Consider the following 12,963-nt stretch of genomic DNA (forward strand, 5'->3'; position numbering starts at 1 on the left):
AGCCCGCGACCAGTGCTGCGCCTGGACAGCGTTTCAGGCCGACCGACCCTCCCGCGGCAGGTCCGGGCAACGCGTCTTTCCCAGGCCGGGTGAGAAAACAAGGTAGCTGGCGATGGCCAGCACGAAGGCGCTGGCCGCCCCGTACACCATCACCCAGCCGAAGCCCGACACCAGGGCGGCATGCACCGCATCGGCCGGAGAGGCCACGTGGGCCAGCAGGTCCGCCCCGCCATTCCGCACGGATACGTTGCCGGACGCGATCACTTCGGCATAGCGGCGCAGCGCCGCGCCGCGGGCCGCGCCATGCACGTCGCCCAGGCACGCCATGATTCCTTCCACCAGCACGAGGCCCATCACCGCGATGTTGAAGGCCAGCGAGATCATCCGCGCGCTGGTGTCGGCGCCCGAGGCCATGCCGGCGCGCGAGGCCGGCACCGCGGCAGTGATCGTGTTGGTGCTGGTGGTGTTGACCAGCCCCAGGCCGATACCCGCTAGCACGCAGCCCGGCAGCATCAGCCAGCCCGGCTGGGACGCGGCGCTGCCGATGCGCATCAGCACGAAGCCCAGGCCGATGAACGACAGCCCCAGCGGAATCACCACCCCGGGGTGCCAACGCAGGGACAGCCGCTCGGCCAGAGGCGGGACGAACAGCGTGGGCAAGGTGTATGCCAGCAGGGCGAGCCCGGTATGCACGCTGTCGTAGCCCAGGCCAGCCTGGAAATAGATCGGCAGATAGACGATGAAAGGCCAGAAGCTGAAGTTCTGCCCCATCGAGCCCAGCAAGGCGCCGGAGAAGTTCCGCACGCGAAAGACCGAAAATTCGATCATGGGCCGCCGGCTGGCCCGCTCGGCGAAGACGAACGCGACGAAACCGGCCATCGACAGCCCGATGATGCCGAGCGCCGCCGGGCTGGCGAAGCCCAGCACGGGGGCCTGCGTGACGAACAGCACCAGACAGAACACGGACAGCGACAGCGTGGCGATGCCCGCGACGTCGAGATGGGTGGCGTCGGGATCGCGCGATTCCTCCACGCCCATATGGCTCAGCGCCAGGGTAACGGCCGCCAGCACGAGGTGCACCAGGAACACCCACTGCCAGCTGGCCACGGCCAGGATAATGCCGCCCACGACAGGGCCGAACCCCAGCCCGGCGCCGAACACGATGCCCCACCACGCGAAGGCCCGGGCACGTGCCGGCCCCTGGCGGAACTGATTGGACAGGATCGCGATCTGGCATATCAGCATCATCGCGCCGCTCAGCCCCTGGAGGAAACGCGCCACGATCAGGACGGAAGCGCTGTCGGTCGCGCCGCACACCAGCGACGTCGCCCCGAAGGCCGCGATGCCGACGTTGAACACCCGCTTGCGGCCATGGCGGTCGGCCAGCGTGCCGACCGCCATCAGGATCGTCGTCATGGCGATGGTGTACGCCGCCATGACCCACTGCAGCTGCCGGAAGCTGGCCCCCATGACGTGCTCGATGGTGGACAGGATCGGCGGAACGCTGGATATCTCCAGCCCCAGCATCGATGCGGACAGGCAGACGGCCGCCAGGGCGTATGCCCCCCGCCGTGTCGAAGACGACTCCACGTAGTACCTCCCAGGATTGCACCGGCGCGGACAGCGCCGTAGGCATGATAGGAAGGGGCAAGTCATTCATCAATGATATGCTCGGACATATCAGAGACAACAATTCGTGATGACCATGAACAGACCCGTGCTGGACATCGAATCGGTGCAGGCGTTCGTCGCCATCGCCGACTTCCAGAGCTTCACCAAGGCGGCGGACGCGCTGGGCACCACGCAGGGCGCCATCAGCGTGAAGCTGAAGCGGCTGGAAGACCGCCTGGGCAGCAGACTGATCGAACGCACGCCCCGGCAGGTGCGGCTGTCCGCTCCCGGGGCCGTCTTCATCAACGCCGCGCGGGAATTCCTGGCCGCGCATGATCGCGCGGTGGCCACGCTGTCGGCGCCGTGCCGGCGCTTTCGCCTGGGCATCGCCGAGTACGTGGCCGGGGCGGAATTTCCCATGGTGCTGGCACGCCTGAACGAACGCGACCCCGCGCTGACCATCGAGGTGCGCCTCGAAAGCTCGACCAGCCTGCTCGACGCGTATGACGGCGGCGAACTGGATGCCGTCATCGTCCGCCAGGAAGACGATCGCCGCGATGGCGAAGACCTGGGCCCGGAGCACTTCGGCTGGTTCGCGGCGCCCTGTTTCCACCAGCAGCCCGAGAAACCCTTGCGTCTCGCGGCGCTCGCCCCTTGCTGCCGGGTGCGCGACATTGCCACGCGCGCGCTGCTGGACGCGGGCATCCCGTGGACCGAAGTCTTCGTGGGCGGCGGCCATGCGGCGGTGGTGGCAGCCGTGTCGGCCGGCCTGGCGGTGGCGGCGTTCTCGTGCCGCCTGGCACCGCCCGACACCCTCGAAGTCAGTCAACGCCTGGGGCTGCCCGCCCTGCCGTCCTCACGCATCATGATGCACTCCACGCTGACCGACCCGCGATCTCGCGACGCCCTGCGCACCCTCGCCGCCGCGTTCCGCGAGCATCGCACGCCCCGGCAGGCCGAAGCGGCGTGACGCACCCCCGCCCTATACCGGAAACCGCTCGATGGTCTCGCGCACCTGCGCCAGCACGGGCTTCAACTGCTCGAACGGAACAGAGCTGAGCCCCAGCCGCAGCGCGTGCGGCGCATGGCGCGTGGCCGCATAGGCTTCGGCCTTCGAGACAGCGATGTTGCGCGCCGCCAGGGCCGCTGCGATACGGTCCATACGCAGTTCGGCGGGCAGGGTCAGCCACACGAACAGCGCGGAGGGATTGGCCACCAGGCCCATGCCCGCGAACACGCCGCGCGCCACCGCCTGCCTGCGGCGCGCGTCGCGCCGATGCGCCGCCTCCAGGCGCGCCACCGTGCCGTCCTCGATCCAGCGCGTGGCCATGGCGGTGACCACGCTCGGCAGGCTCCAGTGGCTGGCACGGATGTGCGCCTTGACCGCGGTGGCGCAATCCTCGGGGACCACCATGTAGCCGAAGCGCAGACCGGTGGCCAGACTCTTCGACACGCTGGACACGTACAGCGTGCGCTCGGGGGCCAGCGCGGCCAGCGCCGGCGGCGCGTCGGCGGCCAGGTAGGCATAGGCCGCGTCTTCGATCAGCAGGCAGTCATGGCGGCGCGCAATCTCCACCAGCCGGTCCCGCTGGCCGGCGTCCAGTATCCAGCCCAGCGGGTTGTGCAGGGTGGGCATGGCGTAGATGGCGCGGATCCTGCCGGTGCGGCACAGGGCCTGCAGCGCGTCCAGGTCCGGCCCGTCCGGCCGGCACGGCACCGGGCGCAGCGCCAGGTCCTGCGCCTGCGCCAGCATCTTGAAGCCGGGATAGGTCAACGCGTCGACGGCCACCGCGTCGCCGGGCGACAGCATGGCGCGGGCCGCGATGTACAGGCCCTGCTGCGCGCCGTTCACCAGGAACGTGCGGTCCGCCGTCGCGGGCACGCCCCGCGCCGCCTGCACGAAGCGGGCCACGATGCGGCGCTCGTGGGCGCGCCCGCCGGGCGGCTGCTGCTGCATGAGGGCGGCGAGGTCGCCGGCAGACGCCAGCTTGCGCAGCATGGCCCGCAGCAACTGCGCCTGGCCCGGCAAGGACGGATGATTGAAGGACAGGTCGGCCGTGCCGGCATTCAGGCGGGCCTCGTCCGCGCTGTCCCAGCCGCGCTGCTGCGCCGGGCGGTCGCGCACGAACGTGCCGCGGCCGGTCTCGCCCACCACCAGGCCCTGCGCCTTGAGCAGCGCATACACCTTGCTGGCCGAGGCCAGCGCGACCCCATGCCGAGCAGCCAACTGCCGGTGGGTGGGCAACATGGCGCCAGGGGGCAGCCTGCCGCTGCGGATGTCGGCGGCCAGGGTGTCGGCGAGCGCCATCACGGAAGACGTCTGCATGCGTGTATCTAGGACAATTTTTTGATTGTCCTAGTCTACGGAATTAAGCTGCGGCACGTAAGTCCGGACCGCATGCAAACGCGCCCGCATCGGTCATTTGAAAGCCCCGAACAAAGGTCCCGCCATGACGATCAAGACCCACGCGCGCGCCCTGCCCGTCCTCGAGTATCTCAGCCGCCAGCTGGCCGGCAGCCTGCATCCTGACGACACCACCCACATGCGCTACCCCACCGCGATCTCGCAGCTGCTGGGCTTTCGCATCGTCCAGATCGGCGAGGCCACGGCGGTGGTCGAATTCGATGCGGACGCGCTGCGCCACGGCAACCAGCAGGGCACCGTGCACGGCGGCCTGCTGTGCGAGCTGGCCGACGCGGCCATCGGCACCGCGCATTCGACGCTGATGGCGCCCGAGGAGAGCTTCACCAGCATCGACCTGCGTGCCACGTTCCTGCGTCCGGTATGGCAATCGCGGCTGCGTGCACACGCACGCGCGACGCATCGCGGCCGGACCATCAGCCATTACCTGTGCGACATCGAACGCGAGGACGGCAGACCCGTGGCCAGCGTCACCAGCGCCGTCATGACCCTGCGAGGCCAGCACGCCGAGGGCCGCTGAGCATGCCGCCCTCCACGCATACGGCGTCCGCCGGCCCGGGCCGCATGGACGGCATGGCGTGCGCCGCGCTTGCCGTCATGCTGTTCTCCGGCTTCACGCTGGTGTCGCGCCTGGGTTTCACGCGCACCGCGCTGACGCTGCCCGACATCGCCATGCTGCGCTTCGGCGTGGCCGGACTGCTGCTGCTGCCGCTGCTGGCGCGATTCGGCCTGGGCCACCTGCGGCCGAGCCAGGCGGCCCTGTTGGCTTTCACCGGCGGGCTGGGCTTCGCCTCGTTCGCGTACCTGGGCTTCAGGCTGGCGCCAGCCAGCCACGGCGGCGTGCTGTTGCACGGCACGATCCCGCTGTTCACATTCCTGCTGCTGCGCGTAGCCGCCGGACAGCGCGCGGGTCCCGTGCGACGGATCGGGCTGGCGCTGATCCTGCTCGGCATGGGCGCCATCACCTGGGACAGCTTTCGCGGCGCGACGCCGGGCCAGTACCTGGGCGACGTGGCGCTGATGCTGGCCGCGCTGTGCTGGGCGGCCTATGGGTTGCTGGCCCAGCGCCTGGCCGTGACGCCCCTGCATGCCGCCGCTATCGTGGCGCCCTGCTCGCTGGCGTGCTTCCTGCCTGTGTACCTGCTGCTGCCCGGCCCTGCGATGGCGGCGGCGGGCTGGCCGGACATCGCGCTGCAGGCCCTGTTCCAGGGCGTGCTGGTGGGCGTGGTGTCCCTGCTGGCCTACACCCGTGCGGTGGCCGCGCTGGGCGCGCAGGCGACGGCGCTGTACACCGCCGCCGTGCCGTGCCTGACCACGCTGGGCGCGGTGTGGCTGCTGGAAGAGCGCCCCACGGCACTGGCCTGGGCCGGCGTCGCGGCCGTCACGGCGGGGATGGCGATCGCCTTGCGCGCCAGCGCGGCGGTCCCCATGTTGCGTACGGAGCGTCGAACCAACGGGCCATGAAAAAACCCGCCCTGAAAAAGGCGGGTTCCAGATACCCATGCCGGCGGCAGGGGCCGCGGGACGGCGCGATCAGAACTGGTACAGGTACGTCAGCTGCAGCACGTTCAAGCCGGGATTGGGACGCTTGATGCTGGCGTTGGAGAAGTGGGAATAGCGCAGGCCGATGCGGCTGTTCTGGTTCAGCAGGAAGCCCATGCCGACGTGGTCGCCGAACTGGAAGGCGGTGCTGATGGTCTTGTCGGCGAAGGTGGTGCGCGAGAACACCGTGGCGCCGATGCCGGCCTCGAGGTAGAAGCGCTCGCCCGTCCACCAGCGGAACATCGGGATGGCGCTCGCCTGCCAGATGCTGCTGGGCGACCGGTCGCCGTCGGCCCACCAATACGACGCGCCGAACTCAGGCGTCAGGTCGAGGCGGCCCCAATTGCCGCCGAAATTGTAGGTCCATACCGAGGGGGTTTCGTACTGCAGCGTAAGACGCTGGTAATGATCACCCACGCCATAATGCAGACCCACCCCGCCTTGCGTTCCCTCCTGGGACTGCGCCTGCGTTGCGAAGGCAGCGCACGCCAGCGCCAATGCGGCCAGCCCCGACAGGGTTTTTTTCTTGTTGCTGCTGTTCATGGAAGCTCCATAACCGAGATGTAACGACACGCGCTCAACCATAGCAGAAAACCGTCCCCCAAAAGGGGGACGATTGTCTTGAATCAGCAACATGTGTGTTCAAAATCGTCGGGGCGCGGTGCAATGCCCGGTCATCTTTCCGTGGCTGGAAAAATGGCCGAGCGCCCTCGGAGCGGAACGCGTCGTCAGGCGGCGACGGCGTCGGCCGGCTGGCGGCCCAGCAGGGCCAGCAGGCGCGCGATTTCCTCGCGCAGCTGGCGGCGGTCGATGACCATGTCGATGGCGCCCTTCTGCAGCAGGAACTCGGAGCGCTGAAAGCCTTCGGGCAGCTTCTCGCGCACGGTCTGCTCGATGACGCGGGGACCGGCGAAGCCGATCAGCGCCTTCGGTTCGGCGATGACCACGTCGCCCATGAAGGCGAAGCTGGCCGACACGCCGCCCATGGTGGGATCGGTCAGCACGCTGATGAAAGGCAGGCCCGCGGCCGACAGGCGCGTGAGCATGGCGTTGGTCTTGGCCATCTGCATCAGCGACAGCAGACTTTCCTGCATGCGCGCGCCGCCCGAGGCCGCCACGCAGATGAAACCGGTGCGATTGTCGATGGCGGCCTGCACGCCGCGCGCGAAGCGCTCGCCCACCACCGACCCCATCGAGCCGCCCATGAATTCGAACTCGAAGCAGGCCAGCACCGCGGGCACGCCGCGCACCGAGCCGCTGACCACCACCAGCGCGTCCGTCTCACCAGTTTGCTTGACGGCTTCGCTGAGGCGGTCGGGGTACTTGCGCGAGTCCTTGAACTTCAGCGGATCCATGGAGCGCGTGTTGGAACCGATCTCGACGCGGCCCTCGAGGTCGAGCAGCGAGTCGATGCGCGCCCGCGATCCGATGCGCATGTGATGATCGCACTTCGGGCACACGTGCAGGTTGGCCGCGAGGTCTTCGCTGTACAGCACCGATTCGCACGAAGGGCATTTCACCCACAGCCCTTCGGGCACGCGGCGTTGGCCACTGTCGCCGCTCTTGTTGATGCGAGGCGGCAGGAGTTTTTCGATCCAGCTCATAATTGTCGTCGTCCCGTTGGGGAAAGCTTGCGCCGCGCCGCTCAGGCGGCGGCGTCGTGTTGGGTCTGGTCAAGGGCGGCGCGGATGGTGCGCAGCCACTGGCCCGCTGCGGCCACGGCCGCCTGGGTCTGTTGTTCCGGCGCGGCGCCGGCCACGGCCTCTTCGATGGTCTGGATCAGCTTGCTGCCGATGACCACGGCATCGGCATGGCGCGCCACGCGCACCGCGCTCTCGGCATCGCGGATGCCGAAGCCCACGCCCACCGGAATGCTGACGTGGCGGCGTATCAGCGCCAGGCGCTGCGCCACGTCGTCGGTGTTCAGGCTGGATGCCCCCGTGACGCCCTTGAGCGACACGTAATACACATAGCCGCGCGCCACGCGCGCCACGGCCTGGATGCGCGCCTCGGTCGACGTGGGCGCCAGCAGGAAGATCGGGCAGATGCCCGCCTTGTCCAGCGCGGCGGCGAACGCGTCGATTTCCTCGGGCGGGTAATCGACCACCAGCACGCCGTCCACGCCGGCCTCGGCCGCGCGTTCCACGAAGGCCTGCTGACCCATGCGCTCGATGGGGTTGGCGTAGCCCATCAGCACCACGGGCGTAACGGGATCGTCGATGCGAAAAGCGCGAACCTGGGCGAGCACGCCCGACAGGCCCATGCCCTGCGCGATGGCCCGTTCGGCGGCGCGCTGGATCACCGGGCCGTCGGCCATGGGATCCGAGAAAGGCACGCCCAGCTCGATGATGTCGGCGCCGGCGCGCACCAGTTCGTGCATCAGCGGCACGGTGGCGGCGGGAGAGGGATCGCCCGCGGCGATGTAGGGCACCAGCGCGGCGGCGCGGCCGGATTCGGCCACGCGGGCAAAGGCGGTCTCGATGCGTTTCGGGGAGGATGTCATGGGACGTGGGTCAGAACGTGATGCCGGCGCGCTCGGCCACGGTATGCATGTCTTTGTCGCCGCGGCCCGACAGGTTGACCAGGATGATCTGGTCGCGGGGCAGCGTGGGAGCCATCTTCACGGCCTGCGCGATGGCGTGCGAGGACTCCAGCGCCGGCATGATGCCTTCGATGCGGCAGCAGTCGTGGAAGGCCTTCAGGGCCTCGTCGTCGGTGATGCCGACGTATTCGGCGCGGGCGCTGTCCTTCAGCCAGGCGTGCTCGGGGCCCACGCCCGGATAGTCCAGTCCGGCGGACACGGAATGCGTTTCCTGCACCTGGCCGTCGGCATTCTGCATGACGTAGGTGCGGTTGCCATGCAGCACGCCCACCTGGCCCGCGGCCAGCGAGGCCGCATGGCGGCCGCTGTCCATGCCCTCGCCCGCGGCCTCGACCCCGATCAGGCGCACCGACTCGTACGGAATGTAGGGGTGGAAGATGCCGATGGCGTTGGAGCCGCCGCCCACCGCCGCCACCACGTAGTCGGGCTGGCGGCCGGCCTCTTCGGGCATCTGCGCCAGGCACTCGTTGCCGATGACGGTCTGGAAGTCGCGGACCATGCGCGGATAGGGATCCGGACCGGCTACCGTGCCGATGATGTAGAACGTGTTCTCGACGTTGGTGACCCAGTCGCGCATGGCCTCGTTCAGCGCGTCCTTCAGCGTGCGCGAACCGGACTCGACCGGCACCACCGTGGCGCCCAGCAGCTTCATGCGATAGACGTTGGAGGCCTGGCGGCGCACGTCTTCGCTGCCCATGTAGACGACGCACTCCATGCCGTAACGGGCCGCCACCGTGGCGGTGGCCACGCCGTGCTGACCCGCGCCGGTTTCGGCGATGACCCGCGGCTTGCCCATGCGGCGCGCCAGCAGGGCCTGGCCGATGCAGTTGTTGACCTTGTGCGCGCCGGTGTGGTTCAGGTCTTCGCGCTTGAACCAGATCTGGGCGCCGCCCAGTTCTTCGGACCAGCGGCGGGCATGGTAGACCGGGCTGGGACGGCCGACGAAGTGCTTGAGTTCATAGTTGAACGCCTCGAGAAAGGCCGGATCGACACGGCTCTGGTCGTAGGCGTTGCGCAATTCGTCCAGCGCGTGCATCAGCGTTTCCGCCACGAACACGCCGCCGTAGGGGCCGAAATGGCCTTGGGCATCCGGTAGGTCGTAAGGTTTTACCAAGTAAATCTCCGGGTCTCTCCGGGGTTCTTCCGCGGCTTTTTTCAGAATGGCGGCCAAAGGCGAACGGGGCCGCCATCGGGTCAGCAACCGGGCATTTTACCGTAGGCTGCCGCGCGACCGCCTGATTCGCGCCGCGCGGCGGGCTACAGCGACTGCCCCAGCTGGCGCAGGAAGCGATCGCAGGCCGCCAGCTGGTCCAGCGCCACGAACTCGTCGGGCTTGTGCGCCTGCTCGATGTGGCCCGGCCCGCACACCACCGTGGGGATGCCCACACCCTGGAACAAGCCGGCCTCGGTGCCATAGGCCACCTTGCGGGTGTCCCGGTCCTGGGTCAGCCCGCGCACCAGCTCGGTGATGGCGGCCTGCTCCGAGGCTTCCAGGGCGGGGGCGGACGCGCCGACCTCGATGTCGATGCGCGCGCCGTCGAATTCGGCCTTCATGCGGGGCAGCAGCTCGTCGCGCACATAGCGTTCGACGTCGGCCTGGATGTCCGCCGGCGACACGCCCGGCAGGTTGCGGAATTCGTAGAGGAACTCGCACGCCTCGGGAATCGTGTTGACGGCGATGCCGCCTCGGATCTGGTTCGTGGTCATGGTGGAGAACGGCACGTCGAAGAACTCGTCGTACGGGCCCTTGGCCTTCATCGCGTCGGCCAGTTCGCGAATGCGGCAGATCAGCAGCGCGGCGTACTCGATGGCATTGCAGCCGCGCGGCGTCAGCGACGAGTGGGCCGCCTTGCCGTGTACGCGGCAGCGGAACAGGTTGATGCCCTTGTGCGCCACCACCACCTTCATGCCGGTGGGTTCTCCCACCACGCAGCCCTCGGGCCGTATGCCGCGCGCCTGCAGTTCGGCCAGCATGACAGGCGCGCCCACGCAGCCGACTTCCTCGTCATACGAGAATGCCAGGTGGATGGGCTTCTTGCGCGGCATGGCCATGAAATCGGGCACCGCCGCCAGCGCGGCGGCGATGAAGCCCTTCATGTCGGCCGAGCCGCGGCCCAGCAGCACGCCGTCCTTCTCGATCAGGCGGAAGGGATCGGACGACCAGTTCTGCCCGTCGACCGGCACCACGTCGGTATGCCCGGACAGCACGATGCCGCCCTCGGTGGCGCCATCGGCGGCAGGCAGCGTGGCGAACAGATTGGCCTTGGTGCCCTCGGGGTTGTGCGCCAGCCAGGCCGGCACGCCCTGCCCCTTCAGCCAGTCCCGGGCCGTCTCGATGAGAGCCAGATTCGAATTGCGGCTGGTGGTGTCGAAGGCGACCAGTTGCTCGAGCCAGGTGCGCGTGTCCATGATGCGGGTGTCCGGGATGGGGAAGGCGCCAGTGTAGGCGAGTACGCCGGGCCGCGGACCCCGTGGAGTTCCCTAGCGCGGCAAACCGGCCAGGAAGCCGTCCAGCGCCTGCTCGAACGCCTGCGGCGCCTCGAGATTGGAAAGATGCGAGGCGGGCACGATGGCCAGCGTCGAGCCCGCGATGCCGGCATGCAGGACCTGCGCATCGGCGGGCGTGGTCACCGGATCGTGCTCCCCCGCCAGCGCCAGCACGGGAACGGAGATGCGCGGCAGTGCGCCATGCAGGTCCGACTGCGCCAGTCCGTCGCAACACGCCGCGTAGCCTTGCGGATCGATATCGGCCAGCCATGCCTGCGCCTGCGCCACGCGGTCGGGGTGCGCGGCAATGAAGGACTCGGTGAACCAGCGCTGCGGCGCCGACGCGGCCAGCGCCTGCATGGCCGCGCGGCCGCCCTGTCTCACGCTGTCGGCCCGCTCGCGCCAGGCCTGGCCGCTGCCGATGCGCGCCGCGCTGTTGCACACCGCCACGCCGCCGAACCGGTCGGCACGATGCGCGGCCAGCCACAGGCCCGTATGTCCGCCCATGGAAATCCCGCAGAACGCGGCCCGCTCGATCCGCAGGGCGTCCATGATCGCCAGCACGTCGTCGCCCAGCAGGTCGAAGCCATAAGGCCCCGGCGTGACCGGGCTGCCGCCGTGCCCGCGCGTGTCGTACCTGACCACGCGGTAGCGCGCGCCGAAGTGCTCGGCCTGCCGCTGCCACATCTCCAGCGTCGTGCCCAGCGAATTGCTGAACACCAGCGCCGGGGCGTCCTCGGGCCCATCGAGCGCCACGCGGAAATCGCCGTTGCGGGTGCGCAGGGGAATCGGCTGCGTCATTGTCGTCACTCCTGGATATCGTTTCTGGTAGGCGCAAAAAAGGCGGGGCCGCCATGGGCGGCGCCCGCCTGCCGCATCAGACTGGCCTAGCGACGCTGATAGAACTTCAGCTTGTCAGTGTCCAGCGTGACGCCGAAGCCGGGCAGGTCCGGCACTACCAGCGCATGGTCCTTGAACCCGATGACGGGCAAGGCGATGTCGTCGGTCAACAGATGAGGCCCGAACAACTGCGCGCCGAAGGTGAGATTGGGCATGGTCGAGAATATCTGCGAATACGCCGACGTGCCGATCTGTCCTTCGATCATGGTACCGCCGAAGAGGCGGATGCCAGCCGCTTGCGCGATGTTCGCCACCTGCTTGGTGCGCAGCATTCCGCCGTGCTTGGTCACCTTCACAGAGAACGCGTCAGCGGCGTTGGCATGCGCGATGCGCATGGCGTCCTGCGGGGTCATCACCCCTTCGTCCGCCATGATGGGCACGGCAAAGCGCTCGGTCAGGCGCCGCATGCCCTCGATGTTGTGGCCCGGCAGCGGCTGCTCGATGACCTCGATGCCGCCGGCCTCGAGTTCGCCGATGCCCCAGGTGGCGGTGGACTCGTCCCATCCCTGGTTCACGTCGACGCGTACCTTGGCCCGCTCGCCCAGGGCGTCACGGATGGCCAGCGCGCGTTCGACGTTCTCGCGGGGATCGCCCTTGCCGATCTTGACCAGGAAGAGCCTGTACCGCTCTTCGGCCAGCCTGGCCTCGGCCTCCTCGATGTCCTTTTCGATGACGCCGTTGCCGAGCACCCACAGCAATGGAATGGTGTCGTGCAGCTTGCCGCCGAACAGCTGGTAGGCGGGCACGTTCAGCGAGCGGGCCAGCGCGTCGACGCAGGCCATCTCGATGCCGCCCTTGGCATACGCATTGTTCTTGATGACCTGGTCCATGAACTGCACCAGGCTTTCCAGCTGGCGGATGTCGCGGCCGATCAGGTACGGCGCGATGCACTCGTCGATCATGGCCTTGATGGCGCCCGGCGCTTCCTCGCCATAGTGCGGGATGATGGCGATCTCGCCCAGTCCCTCGACGCCGCACTCGGTGCGGATGCGCACGATCACCTGGCTATGGCGATCGATCGTCGCCATCGCCAGCTTGTGCGGGCGCGAGACCGGCAGGTCGACGATGAACGTCTCGATGGTGGCAAGCTTCATTACGCCCTCGGCAGGTGGCAGACGCCGTCGACATACGCCTTGCGCCAGCGCGTGATGCGCACTTCGGCGAACAGATCGCCCTTCGAGAACGGATCGGCGGCGATGAAGTCCTTGGCGTCCTGCAGCGACTCGGCCGTGATGATGTAGACGCCGCCGCCCGCGTCCGTGCCGTCCTCGTTCAGCTTCGCGCCGCAGGCCAGCAGCCGGTGCGCATTGGCCTCGAGGAACTCGAGGTGCGCGGGGCGCAGTTCCTTGCGCACCGCCTGGTGCCCGGGCTTGTCGAAGGTCTCGATGAAATAGGTCAC

13 protein-coding genes are annotated in these 12,963 nt (G+C 68.6%); 3 read left to right on the forward strand and 10 right to left on the reverse strand.

Going from position 1 to position 12,963, the window contains the following annotated elements; genetic code table 11:
• Nucleotides 1–33: 33 nt before the first annotated feature.
• A complete protein-coding gene (locus CAL15_RS16870; RefSeq protein ID WP_198299073.1) occupies nt 34–1,590 on the reverse strand; it encodes an MFS transporter in 1,557 nt (518 codons plus the stop codon).
• Between the two features lie 115 nt (nt 1,591–1,705).
• Here CAL15_RS16870 and CAL15_RS16875 point away from each other — a divergent pair, with 115 nt between their 5' ends.
• On the forward strand, nt 1,706–2,581 hold the full coding sequence (locus tag CAL15_RS16875; RefSeq protein WP_086081151.1) for a LysR family transcriptional regulator: 876 nt from the start codon (nt 1,706–1,708) through the stop codon (nt 2,579–2,581).
• A gap of 12 nt (nt 2,582–2,593) precedes the next feature.
• On the opposite strand, the gene CAL15_RS16880 is transcribed toward CAL15_RS16875, so the two are convergent.
• Complete coding sequence (locus CAL15_RS16880; RefSeq protein ID WP_086079656.1) at nt 2,594–3,937, reverse strand: aminotransferase-like domain-containing protein; 1,344 nt, start codon at nt 3,935–3,937, stop codon at nt 2,594–2,596.
• 124 nt (nt 3,938–4,061) lie between these two features.
• Between CAL15_RS16880 and CAL15_RS16885 the strand changes: the two genes are divergently transcribed.
• Entirely contained in the window at nt 4,062–4,553 is a 492-nt protein-coding gene (locus CAL15_RS16885) for a PaaI family thioesterase (RefSeq protein ID WP_086079657.1), read from the forward strand.
• A gap of 2 nt (nt 4,554–4,555) precedes the next feature.
• Complete coding sequence (locus CAL15_RS16890; RefSeq protein ID WP_086079658.1) at nt 4,556–5,497, forward strand: DMT family transporter; 942 nt, start codon at nt 4,556–4,558, stop codon at nt 5,495–5,497.
• Nucleotides 5,498–5,566: 69 nt separating this feature from the next.
• Here CAL15_RS16890 and CAL15_RS16895 read toward each other — a convergent pair whose 3' ends face one another.
• From CAL15_RS16895 to CAL15_RS16930, 8 genes are all read right to left on the reverse strand, one after another.
• The gene (locus CAL15_RS16895; protein ID WP_086079659.1) at nt 5,567–6,118 is read right to left on the reverse strand and encodes an acyloxyacyl hydrolase; all 552 of its coding nucleotides are present in this window, start codon (nt 6,116–6,118) and stop codon (nt 5,567–5,569) included.
• Between the two features lie 185 nt (nt 6,119–6,303).
• Nucleotides 6,304–7,179, reverse strand: a complete 876-nt coding sequence (gene accD / locus CAL15_RS16900) for an acetyl-CoA carboxylase, carboxyltransferase subunit beta (protein ID WP_086079660.1) — start codon at nt 7,177–7,179, stop codon at nt 6,304–6,306.
• A gap of 41 nt (nt 7,180–7,220) precedes the next feature.
• Complete coding sequence (gene trpA, locus CAL15_RS16905) at nt 7,221–8,078, reverse strand: tryptophan synthase subunit alpha (RefSeq protein ID WP_086079661.1); 858 nt, start codon at nt 8,076–8,078, stop codon at nt 7,221–7,223.
• A 10-nt stretch (nt 8,079–8,088) separates the two neighbouring features.
• Nucleotides 8,089–9,291: a tryptophan synthase subunit beta gene (trpB, locus tag CAL15_RS16910; RefSeq protein ID WP_157666679.1), complete on the reverse strand. Its 1,203-nt coding sequence runs from the start codon at nt 9,289–9,291 to the stop codon at nt 8,089–8,091.
• 143 nt (nt 9,292–9,434) lie between these two features.
• Nucleotides 9,435–10,586: an acetylornithine deacetylase gene (gene argE, locus CAL15_RS16915; protein WP_086079662.1), complete on the reverse strand. Its 1,152-nt coding sequence runs from the start codon at nt 10,584–10,586 to the stop codon at nt 9,435–9,437.
• A 72-nt stretch (nt 10,587–10,658) separates the two neighbouring features.
• The gene (gene pcaD / locus CAL15_RS16920; RefSeq protein WP_086079663.1) at nt 10,659–11,465 is read right to left on the reverse strand and encodes a 3-oxoadipate enol-lactonase; all 807 of its coding nucleotides are present in this window, start codon (nt 11,463–11,465) and stop codon (nt 10,659–10,661) included.
• Between the two features lie 86 nt (nt 11,466–11,551).
• On the reverse strand, nt 11,552–12,658 hold the full coding sequence (locus CAL15_RS16925; RefSeq protein WP_086079664.1) for a muconate/chloromuconate family cycloisomerase: 1,107 nt from the start codon (nt 12,656–12,658) through the stop codon (nt 11,552–11,554).
• Complete coding sequence (locus CAL15_RS16930; RefSeq protein WP_086081153.1) at nt 12,658–12,963, reverse strand: YciI family protein; 306 nt, start codon at nt 12,961–12,963, stop codon at nt 12,658–12,660. The genes CAL15_RS16925 and CAL15_RS16930 overlap by 1 nt, the downstream gene beginning before the upstream one ends.

It is taken from the genome of Bordetella genomosp. 13 (assembly GCF_002119665.1).
Classification (GTDB): domain Bacteria; phylum Pseudomonadota; class Gammaproteobacteria; order Burkholderiales; family Burkholderiaceae_B; genus Bordetella.